Genomic DNA, 23212 nt, shown 5'->3' on the forward strand with positions numbered 1-23212 from the left:
CGCCATCAGCCCTCCGCCGCACGGCCGCGTTGCGGAAAGAGCCCGCGCGGTCGTTTTTGTATAAACAGAATGATGAACACCAGCACCAGAATCTTCGCCAGCACGGCACCGGCCCAGGGCTCCAGTACCTTGTTGGCGATACCCAGGCTCAAGCCCGCCACCAGGGTGCCCCAAAGGTTACCGACACCGCCAAACACCACCACCATGAAGGAATCGATGATATAGGCCTGGCCGAGGTTGGGCCCCACGTTGGTCAGCTGCGACAGTGCCACACCGGCCACGCCGGCCACGCCCGAACCCAGGCCAAAGGTCATGGCATCAACCCATTTGGAGCGCACACCCATGGCCCGCGCCATGGCGCGATTCTGCGATACAGCCCGTACCTGCAGCCCCAGCGGGGTGCGCTTGAGCACCATCACCAGCGCCACGAACACCAGCAGACAGAACAGGATGATGTAAAGCCGGCTCAGGGTCAGGGACAGCACCGGGTTGATCTCGACCATGCCGCTCATCCACTCAGGCGTGGAGACGGAACGGTTCAGCGGCGAAAACACCGAGCGCACCGCCTGTTGCAGAATCAGACTGATACCAAAGGTCGCCAGCAGGGTTTCCAGCGGGCGGCCGTACAGAAAACGAATGACACCGCGCTCGATAGCGACACCCACCAGTGCCGATACCATAAAGGCAGCCGGAATCGCCACCAGGATGGAGGCACCCAGATGATTGGGCATCAATTGCTGCACAACGTAGGTGGTGTAGGCGCCCAGCATGATCAGCTCGCCGTGCGCCATGTTGATCACACCCATGACGCCAAAGGTAATGGCCAGGCCTATGCCTGCAAGCACCAGCACCGAGCCCAGGCTGATGCCGAAATAGAGGGTTTCAACCATGCCATAGAGGCGAATCTGCTCGTCTATACCGTTAAGCGCCAGCTGCGCCTTCTGCTTGACCACGGGGCTGACGTCAGACTCTGCTACCTGGGTCAGGGCCGTGCGTACCGGCGACTCCAGCGATCCTTGAACGCGCCCAACCGCCTGCAGACGGGCGGCTTCATCACCGTTTTTCAGGTCATTCACCGCCAGGGCAACCTGTATCAGGTCACGCACGGCGGCAACCGGCTCCGCACCGATGCGCTTGCGCAGCACCGCCACGGAGTCATCACTCAGCTCACCGAGCAACATGCGCACGGCAGCCTCGCGCTGGGCCGGGTCCGCAGACTTGAGCCTGATCTCCGCCAGTGCCAGACCTATCTGGCCACGCATCAGATTGTTGAGCGTGACCTTTTTGAAATCGCGGGTTTTCTCGATTGTGACCGTCGATGCATCCAGCAGATCGACTGCCTGAGCGCCGGTCTCTGCCACCGGGATCTTGAACAGCCGATCGTCGTCCTTGCGGTAGTAAAGCTCGCCCTCCTGGATCAGACGCAGGATTTCTTCGGTGCGCGGATGAGCCGATTCGACCAGCAGCGCTACCGCGCGGGCCTTGTCGTCGAATTTTTTCACCAGCAGCGTACTGACTTCTGCCAGAGTCGTGTCGTTTTCGGCGGATTTGGCATCCAGCGAAAATGTCAGCACCAGTGTCACGAGCATCCAGAGCGCAATAAACGGTAGCAGTCTGACCACAGTCTTGGGGACGGGCATGCTGTTCTCCCAACAGTTCAGTCAAACGGGGCCAGGCTAGTGCCAGGCCCCGTCACGGCACTTCAGCTCAAATCAGAAATTCTGACCCGAGCACTTGGCGGTTTTGGTGTTGTAGTTGCCGCAGGACAGCGGTGCACGCCAGTCGGAGATGATGTCCTTGGAGCCTTCCAGGTAGTCAGACCAGGCATCGCCCGCCACAGTGCCTGAAGTCTGCCAAACCACTTCGAACTGACCGTCATCCTGAATCTCGCCAATCATCACCGGCTTGGTGATGTGGTGGTTGGGCATCATGGTGGAGTAGCCGCCGGTGAGGTTAGGCACAGCCACACCAATGATGGATTCCTGCACCGCCGCAGGATCAGTCGTGCCCGCCTTTTTCACGGCTTCGACCCACATGTTGAAGCCGATATAGTGGGCTTCCATCGGATCGTTGGAGACGCGTTTATCATCCTTGGTGTAGGCATGCCAGCCGTCAATAAAGCTGTCGTTGGTGTCGCTATCCACGCTCATGAAATAGTTCCAGGCCGCCAGATGGCCGACCAGAGGCGCGGTGTCGATACCGGACAGCTCTTCCTCACCCACGGAGAAGGCAACAACCGGGATATCGCCGGCAGCAACGCCCTGGGAGCCGAGTTCCTTGTAAAACGGCACGTTGGCATCACCATTGATGGTGGACACCACGGCGGTCTTCTTGCCTTCGGCGCCGAATTTCTTGATATCAGACACGATGGACTGCCAGTCGGAATGACCGAAAGGCGTGTAGTTGATCATGATGTCTTCAGCCGCCACGCCCTTGGCCTTGAGGTAGGCTTCCAGAATCTTGTTGGTGGTGCGCGGGTAAACATAATCGGTGCCCGCCAGTACCCAGCGCTCGACGCCCAGGTCGTTCATCAGGTAATCCACTGCAGGCACGGCCTGCTGGTTGGGCGCAGCCCCCGTGTAGAAAACGTTTTTGGAAGACTCTTCACCTTCGTACTGCACCGGGTAAAACATAATGCTGTCGAGTTCTTCCACCACCGGCAGTACGGACTTGCGTGACACCGAGGTCCAGGCACCGAAGATGGCATCCACACCGTTTTTCTCGATCAGCTCGCGCGCTTTTTCAGCAAACAGCGGCCAGTTGGACGCGGGATCCACCACCACCGCTTCCAGCTGCTTGCCCAGCAGGCCGCCTTTCTTGTTTTGCTCTTCAATCAGCATCAGCATGGTGTCTTTGAGCGTGGTTTCGCTGATCGCCATGGTGCCCGACAGGGAATGCAGGATACCGACCTTGATCGTGTCTTCTGCCGCAACCGCGACATTCATGGACACAGACAGCGCCAGCGCGGACAGAGTCCCGATCACGGCGGATTTGGAAGCCTTGGTTTTCATCTACAGTCACCCCTTGCCATTTAAAGTGTGTCAGTCTGAAACATGCGACCAGACCTACTGCAAAGGTGGTGCCAGTTTTTAAATAACGCCCAGATACGGGACCGGGCGGCCCACAACCTAACTCGAACCACATCCAGAAAAGCGGCATCCCTGTGCCACAATGCGTCTTCATCGCGCACGGTTTTACGCACCAGCGAAGCTTCGCACCACAAAGAAGCACACCGCACGGCGGCCGCGCCCCACAACAGGGCCAGGCCCATTCACAGCAAAAGTGCGCCGCACTCACCCCAGCCTTGCACCCTTTCTGAGCCCTTTTCCTTCGCCTTGGCGCAGCGCGGCCCAAGCCCGTACCAAACCAGATATCCATGCGTTTTCTGGCGCCCTTTCATGCTGTACAATCTGCGACCAAATTATGGCCCTGGCCTTGGGAGCAAATACGTGCGTCTGGCTGAAATGGAATCTCTTGCGTTGAACATTGGCCTGGTTATGTTCGCGGCCTTTGTATTTTTCATCATTTATGACCTGGCTAAGAAGTCCAACGCCGGCAAATTTGGCACCTTCATACTTTTTGGCGCCCTCGGCCTCGGGCTGGCCGCCTTTCTCGTCAAGACGCTGGTGGTCGAGATGATGGGCGGTGGCCATATCTGAGTCCGCTCCCGGACTCGCCCAAGCCGCAGCGCCCAATCCGGCAAACTCGTGCGCTATAGTGTTCTGGTCATCAAGCAAGGAAGACGTTCATGGATCCGATTACCCTGATTCTGCTGGCCGCCGCCGTGTTGCTGGTGCTGTATGGCATCTCGCTGTACAACAACCTGGTTCGCCTCAAGCACAATGTTTCCAAGGCCTGGGCCAATATCGACGTGCTGCTCAAGCAGCGCCATGACGAACTGCCCAAGCTAGTTGAAACCTGCAAGCAGTACATGGGCTACGAGCAGCAGACGCTGGAAGCCGTGATGCAGGCCCGCAACGCCGTGGCCCAGGCGCGCGAAGCCCAGGATATAAAGGCCGTGGGCAAGGCCGAAACCCAGATGCGCTTCGGCCTGGGCAATCTGTTTGCCGTGGCCGAGGCCTATCCCGACCTCAAGGCCAGCGAGTCCTTCCAGCACCTGCAGGCACGCATCACCGGACTTGAAAGCGGCATTGCCGACAGACGCGAGTTCTACAACGAGTCGGTGAACCTCAATAACATCCGCATCGAGCAGTTCCCCGATACCCTGATTGCCGGCAAGTTCGGCTTCAAGGCCGCGGACCTGCTGGAATTCGAAGACGAGCAGAAAGCCGACGTCAATATCAAGGCACTGTTCGGCTAATGCTGCTGGATACAAGCTCGCTGGAACTGCACGAAGTCCTGATATCTCTGGGGATCAGTTGTGGCGTTATTCTGGCTGGCTTCTGGTTTGGCTTTCGTTTTCTCAAACGCTACCGTCTGATCGCAGACACCCCAACCGCCCGGGTGCAGTCAGCCCACCAGGGGTATGTCGAACTGCAGGGCCAGGCCCTGCCAAGCCCCGGCGGTCTGCTCCACTCCCCTCTCACCGGGCGTGAATGCGTCTGGTATCACTACAAGGTGGAAAAGGAAAAAGGCAGCGGCAAGAACCGCCGCTGGGTGTGCGAGCGCGAGGGCACCTCGGACGAATGGTTCCAGCTGGATGATCGCAGCGGTATCTGTCAGATAGACCCGCAAGGGGCCGAAATCAAGGCGCAGGTGCGCAAGCGCTGGCATGGCCGCACCCCCATGCCCACAGGCGGGCCACCGCAGCACAACCCCGGCATGCGCTTTAATATCAGTTTTGGCGGCAGCCGCTACCGCTACCTGGAAGAGCTGATACTGGAATACGAAAGCATTTATGCCCTGGGCCGGTTCCACAGCCTGGGGGGCGGGCGCGATCAGCTGGATCAGACCCGGGAAGTCGGCGAGCTTATTCGCCAGTGGAAAGCCGACTATCAGCAGCTACTGGCGCGCTTTGACGGCAACTGCAACGGCCAGCTGGAGGCGGATGAATGGCAGCAAGTACAAATCCAGGCCCGTAACCAAATCATGCAACGCCAGAAAGAACTGCAGACACTGCCCACGGTGCATGTACTGATGCGCCCGGACGAGTCGGATCAACCCTACCTGCTTTCCAGCTACGATGAAGAAAAACTGGCCAAACGCTATCGCTGGTTCGCCTACGGCTGTTTTGTGGCCCTGCTTGTTGCCAGCTGGATCGCCGGCGAAATGCTGCAGGCGCTGTAACGCAGCCGCTTGATGCGTGACTAGGAGGCTCTCTGACAATACTCAGTTCAATGACATGAGTAACACTTTCTGGCCCTAGCCATCGAGGAGGAGGGGCATCCTTCGCCGAGATCCGCAATACAGCTAACGACAGTGACTTTCTGATAATCCCTGTCTCGCCCCTACGGGCCTGATCGCACACTGACGCCAGTGCTCGCCGTCTTCATAAGGGGGAAGCAAGAGCCGCGCTGCCATATCGGTGGGATCTCCAGGCCTGGAACCCGCGGCTTTTGTAGGTGCTGATGAGCGAAGCGAATCGCACCGTTTACCCAAGCGAATTGCACCAGGCGGCGGTTCGCCGCCATGTTTCATTGATCGCTATATACATAGAAGTGAGCCACTCCATCCCTGTAGCTTGCCCTGTGGACGCACTAACGCTTTGGTAAGCGGCTACCCTGTGATTTATCACCTTAAAACACCGCAAAAAACCACTCAAATCAGCCGTCTCTCGCTACGGCCAGCATTCTCGGACAGGCTGCTAGTCCGCTTCCCCTGCTAAGCGCTGGCGCAACCGGTCAGCATCAATATGGCGCAGCTCACCGCTGTGCACATCCAGCTCATAGGCACGCCCGAAGCCCATAACGTAGGTGCCTGATTGCGGTACCAGCGCCAGCAGATGGAAGTCCCCCAGACCTCTCAGCTGCGCGATCAGCGGCCCGAAACGCGCCTGCATCTGCTGCAAAATCGACTCGTAATCGACAGTTCCTCGCTGAACTTCTTCGGCACAACAGCGTAACGTCAAACGCTCGCGGGCAAACAGATTGCTCGCCTCAGATTCCGGCTGAATCAGCATCACCGAGGCCGCAGGCTCGCGCAGCAGGTTGCCGGTGTGGGCCGCCAGCGCACTGACGAAGATACAGAAACGCCCCTGCCCGTCCCGCACAAAGGGGGCATAACTGATATCCGCCCGCCCATCGCTGGCCACCGTAGCCAGTGATAGCGTGGCCTGAGAATCGATCAGGGCCGCGCAGCCTGCTTCCGCCTGCTGTTGTATTGAGTCCATCTGACTACCCGACATTATTGAATAAAAGCTACAAAACTCTGTTCAGGTTACTTTCACCCTGGCCGATATACTCTAGGTACAAGGGCGCCACTGGACAAGCACAAGGGAACACAGACTCCCTTAGTGGTGAGACAAGGGCCTTGAGTCATCTGATCTGCGGAGGTTGTTATGCGCAACCAGCAACGTTTTATCCGCCACCCCGACGAGATCCCCCTCGAGCTTCAGGTCGTCGAAGCCGTTTGCGATAGCGCACACCTGTCCATGCCACTTGGGCTACTGTGCCGCTCGGCCGCCATGCTCGCAACCGGACAGCAGGTCAGCATCAGTACCGGTGATCTTGCCCATGCCGCAGCCATAACCGGCAAAATCGAATGGTGCCGCGCCCACCTGGACCATTATGAGCTGCATATCCGCTTCACCAGCGACGAACACGCCCAGCGCATGCGCATGTTCGAGCAGGTCTGCCATATCCGCCGTTACCGCCAATGGGTACAGGAGCAGCAGGGCCGCAGCCTGAGCGAAGACGAAGCCGCCCTGGAATGGATCGCCAAATATGCCGCACTTTTCCCATCGAATAACTTATAATCGGGCCTTTCAGGCAGACTGATCAAACTCGGATCCCTGGCGTCTTATTGAGGCGCTCCTCAAAAGGTTACGGCTACACGGATCAGTAACGTCTTCCAAAGAACTCCGGCTACGGTAGGAAACAATGCAGCAGAAAGTCATTCGCGTAGGTGAAATCGAGATCGCCAACGACAAGCCCATGGTGCTGTTCGGCGGCATGAATGTGCTGGAATCCCGCGACCTGGCGATGAAAATCGCTGAGCACTACGTCGAAGTCACTACCAAGCTCGGCATTCCCTATGTATTCAAGGCGTCCTTCGACAAGGCCAACCGCTCGTCCCTGGGTTCGTTCCGTGGCCCGGGTCTGGATGAAGGCCTGAAAATCCTGCAGGAAATAAAAAGTACCTTCAATGTTCCGCTGATTACCGATATCCATGAGCCCGATCAGGCGGCTCCGGCGGCAGAAGTCTGCGACATTATCCAGCTACCGGCATTCCTGTCACGCCAGACGGACCTGGTCAGCGCCATGGCCAAAACCCAGGCTGCAATCAATATCAAGAAAGCGCAGTTTCTGGCCCCCCACGAAATGAAGCACATTCTGCACAAGTGTGAAGAAGCCGGTAATGATCAGCTGATTCTGTGCGAGCGTGGCAGCAGCTTTGGCTACAACAATCTGGTGGTCGACATGCTGGGCTTTACCATCATGAAGGAGTTCGGCTATCCGGTGATGTTCGATGCTACCCACGCGCTGCAGATGCCGGGTGGCCGTGCCGACTCCGCCGATGGCCGCCGTGCCATGGTCGCCCAGCTGTCCCGCGCCGGCCTCTCCCAGGGTATCGCCGGGCTCTTTCTTGAATCCCACCCCGACCCTGAAAAAGCCAAGTGCGATGGCCCCTGCGCCCTGCCCCTGGCCAAGCTCGAGCCCTACCTGGCACAGATGAAGGCCGTGGACGATCTGGTCAAAAGCTTCGCGGCACTGGACACCTCTGCCTGAGTCACCCGCCAGGGACTGGAAGCAGAGCAAATAAAAAAGCGTCCTGATGGACGCTTTTTTATTTGCTCTGCAACCTAGAGATTGCGCTGCAGCATATCCTGCAAGGTCGCACTTAACAGATAGGGACTCTGTGCCGTAGTAGTGCTGGGTGTTCGGCGACACATTTCCAGCGTCGGCAGAAAGCCGTCCAGCTTGCGCCTGACGGCTATCGGCAGTTCGTCCTGCGGCAAAAAGTTAATGATGGCGTCAGCCACATCCACTACGCCATAGGTCGTACTGTTTCCCGGGAAAACGGTGTAGATGACACCGGTATCGGCCATCTGCTTGGCGAAATGGCAGTTATTGAGCACCACTATGTTGTAATTATCACACTCATAGAGCGCAGCCCCCGCCGCCGCAGGCTCCTGTTCGTCGGTCGGATCAAGCAGCGCATCCTGCAACAGCCGCTGCTGCAGAGTCTCTGTTTCCGCCAGCGCCTGGGCATACTCCTGTTCCAGCGCGCTGACCGCCGAAGACGGACCGTAAATGCCAACCAAACTATCGGGCACATTAAAATAGAACAGACCTGAAAAAAACAGCGCTATGGGGATACAGACCATATATAACTTAGCCATAGCCCCCCCTTTGCCAGAGGTTCAGGCTACGCGCAGCTAGGAAATTTTCAGGGGGCCGCTGCGGCGTATGGAGTCCATGGGGATTTAACGCTTTCCATGAACACCATATGGACAGCAGGGTGTTGAAACCCCGCACCGAAGCACGCAAAGAGCGCCCCGGAAAAATGCCGGAACAGATGTGATTCATTACGCTACATCCCTGTAACCCCGGCGGGCAACTGCAATAGCAGCCCTTCGGACACCGGAGTGAATACACACCGGCACCTCAATGTGCCGATATCGAAATAAGGCTCCCTGCCAGCAGGGTTTCTTGCCTCTATCTATGCGAGGAACAATACCACAACGGCTGCCTGGCCGGCATAGGCACAATGCCTAAAGACAAGTGCCGAGCGCCCGACTGAACTATTGAATTCGAGTACACAACCTGCGCTATTATGGGTAGCTGACATTTGGCATAGTTTGGCATGGCACGCGGCACAGAATGGCGAAACGGAGGCGCACCTGGACAGATCCAATCCACTGCTGACACAAGGCCTGACACTGGGTCCCGATCATCATCGCTTTCAACTCAGCGCACGCCTTGATGCCCACCCGCTGGGCGAACTCTGGCAGGCCCGGGATCTGAGCACCCGCCCGGAAACCTCTGTTACCCTGCTATTAATAGAGCCGGCACTGCTGGGCAACAGCGCCTTTGTAAATGCCTTCAAGAAGCAAATTCTGTTGAGCAAGGCGCTGAAGCATCCCCATGTACTGGCGAGCTATGGCTACTTTCTGGATAAAAGCGGACAACTGTTCAGCGCCCATGAAGCCGTCGATGGTCTCACCCTGGCACAGCTGTTCGCCCGCGGTCAGGCACGCAAGCTCGCGCAGGCGAAACAACGGGCACTGCTCGGCCAGCTGGCGCAGGCCCTGGACGCAGGGCACCAGATACTGCGACAACCCCACGGCGCTCTGAGTCCGGACAAGGTCTTTATCAATCGCCAGGGCGGCGTGAAACTGTTCGGCTTCGCCAGCCAGGAAGCCCTGCAGGCTGTCGGCAACCCGGATGACAGGTCAAGGCGTTTCCAGGCCCCCGAAACCGATATCCCAAGCCGGCTAAGCATCCCCTCGGATCAGTACTCCCTTGCCCTGATCAGCCTGCAACTGCTCAGCGGCAATCTGCCGGCGCAGGCTCCGGGAGAGTTCCTTGATATCGAAAGCCAGACCAGGCCCGGCAAAATCACCCCAGCCCAGTGGCCGTTATTTCAGCAGGCGCTGGCAACCGAGCCCGGCGAGCGCCCCAAGGGCGCCACCCGCTGGGTGCAGCAGTTGTTCAATCCGCCGGAACAGCCTTCGGCGGCCCTGCGACCGGACAGCACCAATACACCCCAGCAAAGCGCCGAGAGCACAACGACAAGCAGCCGCTTTGAAAACCTGCGCCGGCGCCTGAGAGGCTGCTTTACTCTCAGTCGCCTGGCCGGCGGCGCACTCTTTGCGGGCGGACTGGTACTTGGCATCTGGTTCGGGCTCTGGCTGAGCCAACCTGCCGTTAATCCGCTACAACAGCAGTTGCAGCGCCTGGCCGAACAAAACGCCGAGCTATCCACGGCGCTCGAGGCCTTGAAGAATCAGTCGCCCGTCAGTCCTCAGCCAGCGTCGAGCGACAGTACTGTGCAGCCAGCGGACAAGCCCGCTGCTGATCGTGTTCGCGGCGATCGCACCACGCCTGGCGGTTTCTTCTTCGATGCGCTCGAACAGGGTGACTATGGACCTGAAATGGTGCATTTGCCCCGCGGCCGCTTTCTGATGGGCTCAGAGTCACGCCAGAGTGATGACAATGAAAAGCCTGTACACGAAGTCACCATCAGCCACGGCGTCGCCCTGGCCCGCCACGAAGTCACGTTTGAAGACTACGACCGCTTTGCCGCTGCCACCGGACGAACCCTGCCCGATGACAATGGCTGGGGCCGGGGGCGCCAGCCTGTGGTCAATGTCAGCTGGTCGGATGCCAGTGCCTATGCCCAGTGGCTCGCCGGCGAAACCGGGCAGCCCTACCGCCTGCCCAGCGAAGCCGAATGGGAATACGCGGCCCGTGCCGGGACCCAGGGTCCGTACTGGTGGGGGGATGAACTTGGCCGCAGTTTTGCGGTCTGTGACGAGTGCGGCAGCGAATGGGATGGCAAACAGCCGGCGCCGGTCGGCAGCCTGGATGCCAACCCCTGGGGACTGTTTGACCTCAATGGCAATGTCGATGAGTGGGTGCAGGACTGTTATGCAGACAACCATGAGGATGCGTCCAACAACGGGTCTGCGCGCCAGCAAAGCGGCTGCGAGTACCGCGTTATGCGCGGGGGCTCCTGGTTTGATATAGGTCGCCTGGTGCGATCGTCCAGCCGTTACCGCAACCCCCCAGCAGGATCTAGATCCAGCTGGGGTTTTCGAGTTGCCCTGGACCTGCCGGAGCTGCCGTCGCAACAATAACCCCTAATTACGCTGACAAAGACACTAAGGGCCAGGCTGGCGGGAGATCCCCGCCCCTGCCCAAAAACATGGAGCATGTTTAATGAAAGCCCGCTATAGCGCCCCTGTCGCTCTGCTGATGACCCTGAGCACTCAGCTGTACGCTGCAACACCCTCACCGCTGAGCATTGATGCCAGCGCGCAGAAAGGCGTGACGCTGACCGTCTATACCCAGAACCTCGGGCTGGTACGGGACAGTCGAGCCCTGCCGGCTCTGGCGCCCGGCCAGGCGGTTATCATTCAGGATGTCAGCCGGCAAATGCAGACCGAAACCCTGTCCATCAAGGGCGCAGGTCAGATCCTTGAGCAGAATCTCAACACCAACCTGCTGTCCCATCAATCCCTGCTGCAATATTACCTGGGCCAGGAGCTGCAGCTGGCCAGGCGTAACCCCGCCAGTGGCGACGAAAGCATCACCCCTGTCACCCTGCTGAGCATTGAGGGAGATCGCGCCCTGGTACGACGTGACAGCCAGATTGAAAGCATCCCGCTGAACACCGACTGGCGCTTTATCTTCCCGTCACTGCCAGCGCACCTGAGCAGCAAGCCAAGCCTTGAGTTTCGCAGCCAGGGCACCGACAGCCCCGCCGAGGGTACATTCAGCTACCTGACCGGTGGCCTGAGCTGGCAGATGGACTATGTCATGACCCTCAATAAAGGCGGCAGCCAGATGTCGCTTGAAGGTCTTGCCACGCTGCACAACTCCAGCGGCGTTGACTTTGAAAATGCCCACTTCCAGCTGATGGCTGGCACCCTGAACCAGCCCGCACCTGAGTCCTACCGCAAGGCCAACCTCGCCATGGCGTCCATGGCCGCCGATAGCGGAGCGGCACCTGCCGCCTTTGAGGACTACCAGCTCTACACCCTGCCCAACAGCACCAGCTTGCTGGATCAGCAGCAAAAACAGCTGCCACTGGTCAGTACAGCCGCGCTGCCGGTCACACGGGAATACCGCCACGAATTTCTTGCCATGCCGCATCCGGACAACCAGCGCCACCGCTCGGCACCGCAAAGCTGGCTCAGTTTCCAGAATGGCGACACGACGCCGCTGCCGGGCGGCGCCGTGCGCACCTTTGCACCGGATGAAGACGGCCGACTGCAGTTTATCGGCGGCAGCCAGATTGATCATACCGCCACCGGTCAGACGGTGGAGCTGATGCTTGGCGAGGCCTTTGACCTGAGCGTTGAGCGCCAGCAAACGCTGCTCAGCAAGGAATATGACAGCTACCTGGCCGAGTACGAAGTACTGGTGCGCAACAGCAGCAGTGACGCCAAGCAACTGAATCTGGCGGTCAATTTCACCCAGCCCTGGACGCTGGAACACGCCAGCCAGCCCATGGGCGAGAGTCTTGGAGGCCGGGCGCACTGGACGCTGGATATTCCCGCCAAGGACAAAACCATGCTGCGCTTTCGCGTCAAGCTGAAGAACCCAACGCCCTGATTCAGGGGGAAACCAGGGGCAAGGGGAAAGACGAGATTAGCCACTGCCCCTGTTCCGGTCAGAGGTTCAGTTCCCAGCGCTCTGCCGCCTGGCCATCGGCGTTCTGCCCCAGTTCGCCGTCACGGTAGACATCCGCCAGACGGCGCACGGCCAGTGGGTGCAGCTGTTCGGCGGCAAGGCGATAGTAATGCAGTGCCCGGGCCTCATCGACGGGGAAGCGGTGTTCAAAACCCTGCTCGCAGATACGTCCCATCTGATAGCAGGCCTTGCTGTCACCCTTGTCGGCGGCCAGCTGCAGATAGATCGCACCCTGGATACGGTTGGCAATGCCCTCGCCCCTAAAGTGCAGCAGATGACCATAGACCGACAGCGCCCGGCGATGGCCGTTATCCGCCGCCAGCCGGAACAGCTTCATGGCCAGCAGATGCCGGCGACGTGACGACTTCAGCCAGCGCATTCTGAAGAGCCCATAGGCCAGCCAGAACACCACTGGGGACAGGACTCTCATCAACAAGCGCATCCTTTACCTCTCTTTCATCATTAATGCTAAAGGCAATCCTGCCTTGTTCTGTCATCAAGCCCCCGCAGCCTTTCACAAAGCCTCTGGGTTCGCTATAACTGTGCAACGGATTTTACCACCGCCCACAACGCAAGGATCACCATGAAGATATACGAGGACAACTCTTTATCCATTGGCAATACACCGCTGGTACAACTCAAACAGCTGGCCCCCAACGCCCGGCTGTACGCCAAGATCGAATCCCGCAATCCGGCAGGCTCCGTCAAGTGCCGTATCGGCGCCAGCATGGTATGGGCGGCGGAAAAGTCCGGCCAGCTCAAGCCCGGCATGACCCTGGTTGAACCCACCAGCGGCAACACCGGCGTTGCCCTGGCCTATGTTGCTGCGGCACGCGGCTACAAGCTGGTACTGACCATGCCCTCCTCCATGAGCATTGAACGCCGCAAGCTGATGAAAGCCCTGGGCGCCGAGATCGTACTGACGGAACCGGCCAAAGGCATGAAGGGCGCTATTGCCAAGGCCGCAGAACTGGTGGAAAGCAACCCTTCGACCCACCTGATGCTGCAGCAGTTTGAAAACCCGGCCAACCCGCAGATCCACGAAAAGACAACAGGCCCCGAAATCTGGCAGGATACCGACGGTCTGGTGGACGTACTGGTAGCAGGCGTGGGTACCGGCGGCACTATTACCGGCGTATCACGCTATATCAAGCAGACCCAGGGCAAGGCCATCACCAGCGTGGCGGTGGAGCCGGTGGACTCACCCATTATCAGCCAGACACTGGCGGGCGATGAGCTCAAGCCTTCACCGCACAAGATCCAGGGCATTGGCGCAGGCTTCGTACCCGGCAACCTGGATCTGGCACTGATCGATCGGGTCGAGCAGGTCAGCAATGACGACGCCATCGCCACCGCTCGGGCGCTGATGGAAAAGGAAGGTATTCTGGCGGGGATTTCCTGTGGCGCAGCGGTCTGTGCAGCACTGCGCATCGCCAATGATCCGGCTTTCGCCGGCCAGCATATAGTCGTGATTCTGCCGGACTCGGGCGAGCGCTACCTGTCGACCGCACTGTTTGAAGGCATGTTCAGCGACAACGAACTGGTGCAGTAAACAAAAACGCCAGGGGCATGCCCCTGGCGTTTTATCATGACCGACGCTTAGTGGGTCAGGCTGCGTATCGTTTCACAGCTGGGGAAGCTTGCCAGATGATCCGCATGCACCTTGCGGGTGCTGGCGCGGGTCACCGTATACCAGCTCGCCTTGCGGGCATGCCCCCTGTAATGACCATCGACTTCAAAACTTTCACCGTCCACATCCAGCACGGCGATCTTTCTGATCTGCTCTTTGATCTGCATTCACCACTCTCCCGTTATTATTGTCTTAACCATTAAGTCTAGCCTAACCACCCGGATAGCACTTTAAGGATAGCGACGGCAGATGACAGCCCTGTGCCGGTTTGCCAACAGATTCATGACAGTAACAGGGTTGAATGCAGGCGAAGAAAGCGCCTCAGGCGGGGCCTGTGGCCACAGGCCGCAGTGGATCCTGAATCCATTCGCTCCAGGAACCGGGATAGAGCTCGGCGCCATCAAGGCCGGCAATCTGCATGGACAGCAGATTATGGCAGGCCGTTATACCTGAGCCACACATGTGCACCACCAGGTTGGCATTGCGCCCACCCAGTAACGAATTCCACTCGTCCTTGAGCTGCTGCGGGTTCTTGAATCGCCCCTGCTGCAGGTTGTCGCCCAATGGACGGTTGAGCGCACCCGGCACATGGCCTGCCACCGGGTCTATCGGCTCCTGCTCACCCCGAAAGCGCTCTGCGCTGCGAGCATCCACCAGTATTAACTGATCTGATAGCAGGTTTTCCTCCACCGCGGTGCTATCGAGCACCCCGGTAGCGGACCACTCACCCTGCCAGGAGGATTCTGCAGCGACGGGAATCTCTGCGTTCAGGGCACCGCCTTCAGCAACCCAGGCCCCGATGCCACCATCAAGCACGGCGACGGACGCAAGCCCAAGACCGCGCAGCAGCCACCAGGCACGGGCCGCCATGGCACCGCCACAATCGTCGTACACCACAACCTGCCTGGCGGCATCGATACCACAGGCGCGCAGCCGCGCCATAAGCGCGTCCATGTCCGGCAGTGGATGACGCCCCGTGCCTGGCGCCACCGGCGAAGCCAGATCATCATCCAGATCAAGGTAATGGGCGCCCGCTATATGACCCTCGCCATAGAGGCGCCGGCCATAGCCCTTGTCCGCCAGGCTGAAGCGGCAATCCAGCAGGCAGCACTGCGAGGCGTTCTGCGCCAGCAACTGTTGCAGCTGCTGCGGACTGACAATTGTACTGAACGGGCTGTTCAACATGGCTTCACCTTTTGGCTGCTGGGATCAGGCGTTAAGGAACTCCGCCAGCTCTTCGTGCAGCACATCGAGTTCGTTCTGGGCTTTTTGGCGGGCCTTTTTCTTGAGCCCATCCACTTCGGCGCTTTTCTGCGCAATGATATCGGCCGCAGCTGCAGCCTTGTCGTCGGCACCGGTGACCTGATCGAGCAATGGCTTGAGCTGCATAAGAATAGCCCGGCGACGGCCTTCGTCCACCCGCGCCAGCTCTTCAGCCGACTTTGCTTTCTTTTTGGCGTCGTTCGCGGCCGCCGGTGCCTGGTAAGTCAGCGGACGAATACCGGCGGCGATACGTACCTGCTCCAGCAAAGGCGCGGCCTTGGCACGGGCTTTCTCGGCGCCCTTTTGCAGCTCCTGCTCGACATGACCCAGATCCTGCATCAGCTCGTTGTAACGGCTGCGCGGCGCGCTGAGCTTGGCATCCAGGAACTCGAACAGCTGCTTCTTGGCTTCACCCCAGGCAATCCCTTCGAGGAACTGACGCCGCATGGCCTGGGCCTGGGCCTCATCGGCAAAGCAGTTGTAGAGCTGAAACAGTGTGCTGCTATCCGGATCTTTGGGCTCGCCGGGCGCACGCAGATCGGTGGTAATGAGGTTGATCAGCTTGCGCAGTTCATCCGTGGAGCTGAACAGCGGAATGGTGTTGTCGTAGCTCTTGGACATCTTGCGCCCGTCGAGCCCCGGAATCAGCTGGGTCTGCTCATCCACCTGAGCTTCAGGCAGGTTAAACAGCGGCTGATAGTTATGATTGAAACGTCCGGCAATATCCCGCGCCATTTCAATATGCTGAATCTGATCCTTGCCCACCGGAATAATGTCGGCATTGAACATCAGAATATCGGCGGCCATCAAAATCGGGTAGCTGAACAGCCCCATGGTGACGCCGTCATCCAGATCCGCATTGCCCGCGTCCCGGTTCGCATCGGTGGACGCCTTGTACGCATGGGCCCGATTCATCAGACCCTTGGAGGTCATGCAGGTCAGGATCCAGGTCAGCTCGGGTATCTCGGGGATGTCCGTCTGACGATAGTAAGTCGCCGCATCGGTATCCAGCCCCATGGCCAGCCAGGTGGCGGCGATTTCGCGGGTCGAACGCGCCACACGCTCCGGATCATGGCATTTGATCAGGGCATGGAAATCGGCCAGAAAGAAATAGCTGTCCAGTGCCGGATTGCGGCTGGCTTCGATGGCCGGCTGGATGGCGCCGAGGTAGTTGCCGATATGCGGCGTGCCGCTCGTGGTGATGCCGGTAAGTACTGTTTTTTTGGTCATGGCTCTGTGATGAACTCTTTACAAGCCTGCAGAAAAGGTTGAGCGCCATGATACACAATTCGGCACGCCTATGCCCCTGAACAGCCCCGCCGGGGCTATGGCTGCAACACTGATCTGAAGCACAGGTCAGGCGCGACCCTGCGCTTTGACTTTCCCCCATACCTGAACAAGACTCCAGTGTGCAGGCACAGAATCAGACGCGTCGCGCCTGGGCACCACCGCAACACATGGCAGGAAATCAGCATGGATACCTCGCAACACAGTATGCACAACCTGTTCGAGCAGCTCGGTCTGCCCAGCAGTGAGCAGGATGTCGAGCAGTTTATTCGCATCCACCGGCTCTTCAGCCAGGACATTCAACTCGACCAGGCCACGTTCTGGACGCCGGTACAGGCGGCGTTTCTGCGCGAAGCCATCGACGATGACTCGGACTGGAGCGAGGTGGTCGACGAGCTCAATACCCGCCTGCGCAACTGAATCAACTCAGGCGCCAGACCCGCCGTTACCGCCAAAGCTTTATTACTTTAGCCAAATGCCTGTAGCAGCCAGAGCACCCCCATACCAGTGCCCAGGGTTAGCAGAATGTTTTTCGTCTTCCAGGCCACCAGCGCCGCCGCCAGCGCAGCAAGGGTGCGCGGGCTCAGGAGTGACAGCTCAGCATCGGCGCCAGAGTTGACCACCGATGGCAACACCAGAGCGGCCAGTACGCTGGCCGGCACATAGACCAGGGCCCGGTTCAGTACCGCCGGCAAGCGCAACTGACCGTGAAATTGAATAAACGAAAGCCGCAGGGAAAAGGTCCCCAGCCCCACAGCAAGAAACAGCAACCAGAGTTCCAGTTCACTCATGGTGCTTTCTCCCCAGTTACTTTCTCCTCGGGAGCTTTAGCTTCGGGTACGATCTCCTCGGATGCATCACCCTCAACCGCCGGAGACAGGGCCCGGCCAGGCCTGCGGCGCTGAAAACGCTCCGCCATAAGACCCGTACAAATACCGCACACAGACGCCAGCAGCAGACCCAGGTTATAGGCCATATCCACCGCAAGCACCGCTACCACCCCGCCGACACAGGCGGCTGCCAGGCAGGCGCTATTTCTGACCGAGGGCACCAGCAGCGCCAGAAAGACCAGCGGAATGGCAAAGTCCAGCGACCAGCTGGCCGGAATCTCAGCCCCCAGAAACGCCCCTGCCATCACCGCCAGCTGCCAGGTCAGCCACATGCTGAAGCCTGCGCCGGCAAAAAAGTAGTGGCCATACAAGGCCGATTTGCCATCGGTAAATTTAAGGATGCTCAGCACATAGGCCTGATCGGACAGCACATAGGACAATGGCCATTTCCAGCGTTTGGGCAAGCGGGCAAAATGCGGCGCCATGGAGGCGCTGTACATCAGAAAGCGCAGATTGATCACCAGAGCCGTGACAATAATGACCAGCGGGAAGGCATCGTTGCGCAGCAGTTGCAGCGCTGCCATCTGGGCGGCACCGGCGAAGAACAACACCGTCATGCCGATGGTGGTCAGTGGCGACAATCCCTGTTCGATAGCCGTAACGCCTGTAACCAGCCCAAAGGGGATCACCCCCGGCGCTGCTGGCAACAGCGCCCGAACCCCGGCGTAAAAGGCTTCCTTTCCCGTTGTATATTGCATATCCGGCTCGCAAATAAAGTGCCGCCCACTTTAGCACAAATAGCGCCTGTGGCTGGCAGCCCCAAGGCTGTCAGGCTGCATTATTTGCATCACGGGCAGCCCCCGCAGGCCTGCTGCCTGCGATGCTTTTTTTGCTGGCCCAACCTGCGTATGATCGGGGTCGAATTGAAGCCAAAGATCCCGTACCCATGCTGACAGTCATCTCCCCCGCCAAGACACTGGATTTCGAAACGCCCCCCGGTACCGAGCAGCACAGCCAGCCGGCCTACCTTGAGCAGTCGCAAATGCTGATCGATGAGCTGCGCACCCTGGCGGTGCAGGATGTGGCCCAGCTGATGAAGCTCAGCGACAAACTGGCCAGCCTCAATGTGGCGCGCTATGCCAGCTGGGAAACGCCTTTCAGTGCCGACAACGCCAAGCAGGCGCTGCTGGCGTTCAAGGGCGATGTCTATACGGGGCTGGATGCCGAAAGTCTGTCGGCGGATGATCTCGACTTTGCCCAGTCCAAACTGCGTATCCTGTCGGGCTTGTATGGCCTGCTCAAACCGCTGGATCTGATGCAGCCCTACCGGCTGGAAATGGGCACCAAGCTTGGTAACAGCCGCGGCAAGGACCTGTATACATTCTGGGGCCCGCGCCTGACCGAAGCCCTGAATCAGGAACTGGCACTGGGCGCTACACCGGTACTGGTGAACCTGGCCTCCAATGAGTATTTTCGATCCGTGCAGCCCAAAAAACTGGATGCACGCCTGATCACTCCGGTATTCAAGGACTGGAAAAACGGCCAGTACAAGATCATCAGTTTTTACGCCAAGAAGGCCCGCGGCCTGATGGCGCGCTACATTATCCAGAACCGCATCCAGGACCCCGAACAGCTGCGCGCTTTCGATAGCGACGGTTACCGCTTCGCTGAATCCATGTCCGAGGCTGATACCTGGGTCTTTATTCGCGACCAGGCTTAACACTTACTTTTCACTTTTCACGAACAGTACCAGAGGCACCCTATGCAGCGGCGCACACTCGGCCCCTTCGACGTTTCGGCCATTGGTTTCGGCTGCATGAGCCTGTCCCACGGCTATGGCCCTGGGCCCGATGAAGACAGCGCCATCCGCCTGCTGCATCAGGCGCTGGACGCAGGCCATACCCTGCTCGATACCGCCGCCCTCTATGGTTTCGGGCAGAATGAAAGCCTGCTCGGCCAGGCGGTGATGCACAGGCGCGATGAGTTCGTGCTGACGAGCAAGTGCGGTATTTTCCGGAACGAGGCCGGCACGCGGGAAATCAATGGCCGCCCCGAGGTGCTGCGCAAAACCTGTGAAGACAGCCTGCGTCGCCTCAATACCGACACCATTGATCTGTACTACCTGCACCGCTGGGACAAGCAGGTGCCCATCGAGGAAAGCGTTGGCGCCCTGGGTGATCTGGTGCGTGCGGGCAAAGTCCGCGCCCTGGGCCTGTCCGAAGTATCGGCGAAGACCCTGCAGCGTGCCCACGCCGAACATCCGATCAGTGCCGTGCAGAGCGAGTATTCACTCTGGACCCGCGAGCCCGAAATTGCCGTGCTGCAGGCCTGCAAGGACATAGGAGCCGCCTTCGTGGCCTTCAGCCCGCTGGCCCGGGGCTTTCTGCCCGGCCAGTTGAACAACCCGCGGCAACTGGCCGAAAGTGACCTCAGGCGCAGCATGCCGCGCTTTAGCGAGCAGCACTACCCGGCCAACCTTGCGCTGCTGCGCGAATACCACCGCATCGCACGGCAGGCGGAATGCTCCATGGCGCAACTGGCGCTGGCCTGGCTACTGGCCAAGGCAGATCACATCATTCCGATCCCGGGGACCAGCAATGCCGACCATATGATCGAAAACAGCCAGAGCGCCGAGGTCGAGCTGTCGCAGGAAACAATGGAACGGCTGGGGGAGCTGATTAACCAGCATACGGTCAAGGGCGCGCGCTATAACGACGCTACCCTGCAGGAAGTCGATACCGAAACTTTCTAAGCTCTTACGCTGAGCCCTTAGCTCCACCCCCTTAAAGGGCGCGCTCACGGGCAAAGAGGTACTGACTGGCCGTGATCAGCAGAATCAGCGTCAGCAGCGGCACATAAAGCAGAATCAGTGCCAGGGAGTAGCGCCAGCCCAGCAGTTGTTGCACCAGGTCCGATGAGACGCCGGAACCGAGATAGACCCCCAGTACCGCCAGAAACAGACTGCGCAATCCCGCCGGCACCGCCACGGGCCTGCCCGCGACCGCCAGGGCTCCGGTCAGGCACATGGACCCCAGCATCCAGGGCAACGGAATCTCGGCCAGCCACGCCAGGTAACCGCCCAGGGTGGCGAGTATCAGAGTGACCAGGGTTATGCGCATAAGGTCCAGTCCGGCAACTCAGGAAAAGCAGGCCCAATGACAAAAAAGCACCGCTGACCTGGCCAGCGGTGCTTTTTCTGAAGCGATCCTTGCAAAGCGTTTCAGGAGGCTGCCCGAGCCTCAATCCTCAGTGTCTGACGATCCGAGCGCCTTCGAGCAGGTCAGGCCGGGACTCCACATAGGTGAAATAGACACTGCATTTCGCCAGTGAGCGCACACAAGCATTCAGAAAAGCTTTCATTCATCGCACCCTTGTTATTGTTTTCGGCCCCGCAACCTTAGTCTCAGAGCGCAGGCGGAACTATATAACGGAAATCTGTCAGCCGCCAGCCCGGCAAAACCAGCGGCCAGGCGACACTCCCTGTGTTCAATAGCGCCAGGGCTACTGTGCTCAGCTGCGCGGCAGTTGCAGCTCGACTTCGAGACCGCCAGTGGTGCGATTACGCAAATGAATCTCGCCACCGTGGGCGTGGGCAATGCTGCGGGCGATGGAGAGCCCCAGGCCTATGCCGCCGGTATCCCGGTTGCGTGACCCTTCCAGCCGCACGAAGGGATCGAACACCCGTTCAAGATCCGCCGCCGCTATACCGGGCCCCTGATCACGCACAAATATCTGCAGCTGCTGGGCGTCCTGACGTATTTCGACCTCGGCACTGCCGCCATAGTGACAGGCATTTTCAAGCAGGTTGCTCAGGGCCCGGCGCAGGGACACAGGCCGGCACAAAAACGGAATTCGCCGACTGTCGTCATAGCTGATATTCAGTCCCAGCGCCTGCAGGTCGTCACACAGACTGCCGGTCAGGGCCGCCAGGTCCACATTGCGTGAGTCTTCCTGCACCGCATCCTCCCGTGTGAACGCCAGGGTCGCATTTATCATGTCCTGCATTTCCCCCAGGATGCACAGCATCTTGTCCCGCTCCGGCCCCTGGGGCAGAAACTCGGCATGCAGGCGCAGGGACGTCAGCGGGGTGCGCAGGTCATGGGAAATGGCCGCCATCATCTGGGTACGGTTGCGCACGAAGCGCTCGAGGCGCTCACGCATGCGGTTGAAGGCCCGCATGGTGTGGCGCATATCCTGCGGGCCCTGCTCGGAAATAACCTCTGTTGCCTCGCCGCGCCCTATTCGGTCCGCCGCCTGGGTCAGCGCCGCCAGAGGCGCTGTGACGTGGCGTACAATCAGCACCACCACTATGACCGTAAGAGCAAAGAGCCCCAGCGCCACCAGCAGCGGGCCTATCCAGCTCGGCAATTTGGTGGGCGACAGCAGCACCGCATTGAGCCACTGGCCGTCGCCACGCTGCAGCGATACCGTGGCCAGGGGCAGGCCACCGTCGGCGGAGTCGAACAGCAAATTGGGCCTGAGCAGATTCTGTACCCAGCTGTAGCACCAGTAGTAACGCGGGCTGATCGACAGCCGGGTCTGATCCGGCGCCGTGCTGGAAAGGTCGCTTAAACGCTGATACAGCGGATGATCAGGCGCGGTGCGCTCAGCGGGGCTGGCGGCGGCATCGTCCTCAATGGCGAAGCGAAAACGGGTGCTGGTCACGGAGCTGAGCATCTGCTGATGCAGCTCGATCGGTGTGTCGCCGAGCAGACGCTCCATGGCGGCGCTGCGCGAGACCAGGTCTTCCATCTGGCTGTGCCGCACGGCGCGACTGCGCTCCTCGAAGAAGATATACACCGTCGTGGCATTCACAATCCCCAGCGTCACGATCAGCAGACCAATCACCCTGCCGGGCAGGCTCTGGCGCAGGTAGCGCAGCATTACTCGCTTACCTCGACGCTGAGCATGTAGCCACCGCCCCACACCGTCTTGATCAGTACCGGATTACCCGGATCCTGCTCGATCTTGCGGCGCAGCCGACTGACCTGGTTATCGATACTGCGATCGAATACCTCAGCCTGGCGGCCCCTTGTCATATCCAGCAGCTGCTCGCGGCTCAGCACTCGCTGCGGATGCGCCAGAAAGGTCGACAGCAGCTTGAATTCAGCGGTGCTCAGGGGTACCGCCACCTCATCGGCCCCCACCAGCTCCCGGCGTGCAACATCCAGCCGCCAGCCGGCAAAGCGCAGCTGCTCCACCGCCGGCGCCTCGCGCTGCGGTGGCAGCGCCTCGGTGCGTCGCAACACCGCCTTGATGCGCGCCAGCAACTCGCGGGGGAAAAACGGTTTGGTGAGGTAATCATCGGCGCCCATTTCAAGTCCCAGCACCCGGTCGGTTTCTTCCGCCATCGCGGTCAGCATGATAATGGGAATCTGGCTGTGTTCACGCAGATGACGGCAGAGCGCCAGCCCATCTTCCCCCGGCATCATCAGATCCAGCACCACCAGATCGATGGCGCTGCCTGCCAGGCGCCTTTTCATTTCCTGACCGTCCCGCGCCGTGCTGACCCGCATCTCGTACTGTTCAAGATAGCGCGCCACCAGATCACGAATCTCCTGATGGTCGTCAACAACAAGTATGTGGGGCGTCGAATTCATGGGATCTCAGTCGGTGTGGGAATCTGGCCAGCTTAACTGCTGTGCAGGCCCTGGGCGAACAGCAAAGTGTATCAAAGTATGCCAGGCGAGCCACTTGCGACAAGGCGCGACAATTCAGCCGCT

At 59.5% G+C, this 23212-nt stretch carries 24 protein-coding genes; 11 read left to right on the top strand and 13 right to left on the bottom strand.

The features are described 5' to 3' along the window. Nucleotides 1–5: 5 nt before the first annotated feature. A complete protein-coding gene (gene urtB / locus A8C75_RS16840; RefSeq protein WP_067385073.1) occupies nucleotides 6–1640 on the bottom strand; it encodes an urea ABC transporter permease subunit UrtB in 1635 nt (544 codons plus the stop codon). Nucleotides 1641–1712: 72 nt separating this feature from the next. Continuing rightward, the gene (urtA, locus tag A8C75_RS16845) at nucleotides 1713–3011 is read right to left on the bottom strand and encodes an urea ABC transporter substrate-binding protein (RefSeq protein WP_067385077.1); all 1299 of its coding nucleotides are present in this window, start codon (nucleotides 3009–3011) and stop codon (nucleotides 1713–1715) included. Nucleotides 3012–3449: 438 nt separating this feature from the next. Between urtA and A8C75_RS16850 the strand changes: the two genes are divergently transcribed. The 3 genes from A8C75_RS16850 (at nucleotide 3450) to A8C75_RS16860 (ending at nucleotide 5247) form a co-directional block, all read left to right on the top strand. Next, complete coding sequence (locus tag A8C75_RS16850; RefSeq protein WP_067387464.1) at nucleotides 3450–3659, top strand: DUF2788 domain-containing protein; 210 nt, start codon at nucleotides 3450–3452, stop codon at nucleotides 3657–3659. An 89-nt stretch (nucleotides 3660–3748) separates the two neighbouring features. Continuing rightward, on the top strand, nucleotides 3749–4321 hold the full coding sequence (locus A8C75_RS16855) for a LemA family protein (RefSeq protein WP_067385080.1): 573 nt from the start codon (nucleotides 3749–3751) through the stop codon (nucleotides 4319–4321). Further along, nucleotides 4321–5247 carry a hypothetical protein gene (locus tag A8C75_RS16860; protein WP_067385083.1) on the top strand — a complete coding sequence of 309 codons (927 nt, stop codon included), beginning with the start codon at nucleotides 4321–4323 and terminating at the stop codon, nucleotides 5245–5247. The genes A8C75_RS16855 and A8C75_RS16860 overlap by 1 nt, the downstream gene beginning before the upstream one ends. A 517-nt stretch (nucleotides 5248–5764) precedes the next feature. On the opposite strand, the gene A8C75_RS16865 is transcribed toward A8C75_RS16860, so the two are convergent. After that, on the bottom strand, nucleotides 5765–6289 hold the full coding sequence (locus tag A8C75_RS16865; RefSeq protein ID WP_084784280.1) for a HugZ family pyridoxamine 5'-phosphate oxidase: 525 nt from the start codon (nucleotides 6287–6289) through the stop codon (nucleotides 5765–5767). Nucleotides 6290–6457: 168 nt separating this feature from the next. On the opposite strand from A8C75_RS16865, the gene A8C75_RS16870 reads away from it, so the two are divergent. Both A8C75_RS16870 and kdsA read left to right on the top strand, forming a co-directional pair. After that, a complete protein-coding gene (locus tag A8C75_RS16870; RefSeq protein WP_067385088.1) occupies nucleotides 6458–6874 on the top strand; it encodes a hypothetical protein in 417 nt (138 codons plus the stop codon). 124 nt (nucleotides 6875–6998) lie between these two features. Then, nucleotides 6999–7847, top strand: coding sequence for a 3-deoxy-8-phosphooctulonate synthase (kdsA, locus tag A8C75_RS16875; protein WP_067385091.1), 849 nt, complete (start codon nucleotides 6999–7001; stop codon nucleotides 7845–7847). 74 nt (nucleotides 7848–7921) lie between these two features. On the opposite strand, the gene A8C75_RS16880 is transcribed toward kdsA, so the two are convergent. Then, nucleotides 7922–8461, bottom strand: a complete 540-nt coding sequence (locus A8C75_RS16880) for a hypothetical protein (RefSeq protein ID WP_157890317.1) — start codon at nucleotides 8459–8461, stop codon at nucleotides 7922–7924. Nucleotides 8462–8920: 459 nt separating this feature from the next. Here A8C75_RS16880 and A8C75_RS16885 point away from each other — a divergent pair, with 459 nt between their 5' ends. Beyond that, nucleotides 8921–10921, top strand: a complete 2001-nt coding sequence (locus A8C75_RS16885) for an SUMF1/EgtB/PvdO family nonheme iron enzyme (protein WP_067385097.1) — start codon at nucleotides 8921–8923, stop codon at nucleotides 10919–10921. Between the two features lie 82 nt (nucleotides 10922–11003). Further along, on the top strand, nucleotides 11004–12401 hold the full coding sequence (locus tag A8C75_RS16890; RefSeq protein WP_067385100.1) for a DUF4139 domain-containing protein: 1398 nt from the start codon (nucleotides 11004–11006) through the stop codon (nucleotides 12399–12401). Nucleotides 12402–12459: 58 nt separating this feature from the next. Here the strand turns inward: A8C75_RS16890 and A8C75_RS16895 are convergent, their stop codons facing one another. Further along, a complete protein-coding gene (locus tag A8C75_RS16895; protein ID WP_227819953.1) occupies nucleotides 12460–12909 on the bottom strand; it encodes a tetratricopeptide repeat protein in 450 nt (149 codons plus the stop codon). A 153-nt stretch (nucleotides 12910–13062) separates the two neighbouring features. On the opposite strand from A8C75_RS16895, the gene cysK reads away from it, so the two are divergent. After that, a complete protein-coding gene (gene cysK, locus A8C75_RS16900; RefSeq protein WP_067385106.1) occupies nucleotides 13063–14031 on the top strand; it encodes a cysteine synthase A in 969 nt (322 codons plus the stop codon). Between the two features lie 47 nt (nucleotides 14032–14078). Here cysK and A8C75_RS16905 read toward each other — a convergent pair whose 3' ends face one another. The 3 genes from A8C75_RS16905 to trpS form a co-directional block, all read right to left on the bottom strand. Continuing rightward, on the bottom strand, nucleotides 14079–14276 hold the full coding sequence (locus A8C75_RS16905; protein WP_067385109.1) for a hypothetical protein: 198 nt from the start codon (nucleotides 14274–14276) through the stop codon (nucleotides 14079–14081). Nucleotides 14277–14430: 154 nt separating this feature from the next. After that, a complete protein-coding gene (locus A8C75_RS16910) occupies nucleotides 14431–15294 on the bottom strand; it encodes a sulfurtransferase (protein WP_067385113.1) in 864 nt (287 codons plus the stop codon). Nucleotides 15295–15318: 24 nt separating this feature from the next. Continuing rightward, nucleotides 15319–16602 (bottom strand): tryptophan--tRNA ligase, encoded by a 1284-nt coding sequence (gene trpS, locus A8C75_RS16915; RefSeq protein ID WP_067385117.1) that lies wholly within the window; start codon nucleotides 16600–16602, stop codon nucleotides 15319–15321. 243 nt (nucleotides 16603–16845) lie between these two features. On the opposite strand from trpS, the gene A8C75_RS16920 reads away from it, so the two are divergent. Continuing rightward, the gene (locus A8C75_RS16920) at nucleotides 16846–17079 is read left to right on the top strand and encodes a DUF2789 domain-containing protein (protein ID WP_067385119.1); all 234 of its coding nucleotides are present in this window, start codon (nucleotides 16846–16848) and stop codon (nucleotides 17077–17079) included. A 47-nt stretch (nucleotides 17080–17126) separates the two neighbouring features. Here A8C75_RS16920 and A8C75_RS16925 read toward each other — a convergent pair whose 3' ends face one another. Both A8C75_RS16925 and A8C75_RS16930 read right to left on the bottom strand, forming a co-directional pair. After that, on the bottom strand, nucleotides 17127–17450 hold the full coding sequence (locus A8C75_RS16925) for an AzlD domain-containing protein (RefSeq protein WP_067385122.1): 324 nt from the start codon (nucleotides 17448–17450) through the stop codon (nucleotides 17127–17129). Next, entirely contained in the window at nucleotides 17447–18247 is an 801-nt protein-coding gene (locus tag A8C75_RS16930; RefSeq protein WP_067385126.1) for an AzlC family ABC transporter permease, read from the bottom strand. The genes A8C75_RS16925 and A8C75_RS16930 overlap by 4 nt, the downstream gene beginning before the upstream one ends. Before the next feature lie 188 nt (nucleotides 18248–18435). Here A8C75_RS16930 and yaaA point away from each other — a divergent pair, with 188 nt between their 5' ends. Together yaaA and A8C75_RS16940 are read left to right on the top strand one after the other, a co-directional pair. Continuing rightward, nucleotides 18436–19209, top strand: coding sequence for a peroxide stress protein YaaA (yaaA, locus tag A8C75_RS16935; RefSeq protein ID WP_067387466.1), 774 nt, complete (start codon nucleotides 18436–18438; stop codon nucleotides 19207–19209). A gap of 42 nt (nucleotides 19210–19251) precedes the next feature. Further along, on the top strand, nucleotides 19252–20241 hold the full coding sequence (locus tag A8C75_RS16940; protein ID WP_067385129.1) for an aldo/keto reductase: 990 nt from the start codon (nucleotides 19252–19254) through the stop codon (nucleotides 20239–20241). 31 nt (nucleotides 20242–20272) lie between these two features. Here the strand turns inward: A8C75_RS16940 and A8C75_RS16945 are convergent, their stop codons facing one another. The 3 genes from A8C75_RS16945 to A8C75_RS16955 all read right to left on the bottom strand — a co-directional run bounded on the left by A8C75_RS16945 (nucleotide 20273) and on the right by A8C75_RS16955 (nucleotide 23089). Further along, the gene (locus tag A8C75_RS16945; protein WP_067385132.1) at nucleotides 20273–20608 is read right to left on the bottom strand and encodes an AbrB family transcriptional regulator; all 336 of its coding nucleotides are present in this window, start codon (nucleotides 20606–20608) and stop codon (nucleotides 20273–20275) included. Nucleotides 20609–20999: 391 nt separating this feature from the next. Continuing rightward, nucleotides 21000–22373, bottom strand: coding sequence for a sensor histidine kinase (locus tag A8C75_RS16950; RefSeq protein WP_067385135.1), 1374 nt, complete (start codon nucleotides 22371–22373; stop codon nucleotides 21000–21002). Beyond that, nucleotides 22373–23089, bottom strand: a complete 717-nt coding sequence (locus A8C75_RS16955) for a response regulator (protein WP_067385138.1) — start codon at nucleotides 23087–23089, stop codon at nucleotides 22373–22375. Before A8C75_RS16955 ends, A8C75_RS16950 begins: the two co-directional genes overlap by 1 nt. Nucleotides 23090–23212 lie beyond the last annotated feature (123 nt).

The sequence above is a fragment of the Marinobacterium aestuarii genome (assembly GCF_001651805.1).
In the GTDB taxonomy this organism is placed as follows: Bacteria; Pseudomonadota; Gammaproteobacteria; order Pseudomonadales; family Balneatricaceae; genus Marinobacterium_A; species Marinobacterium_A aestuarii.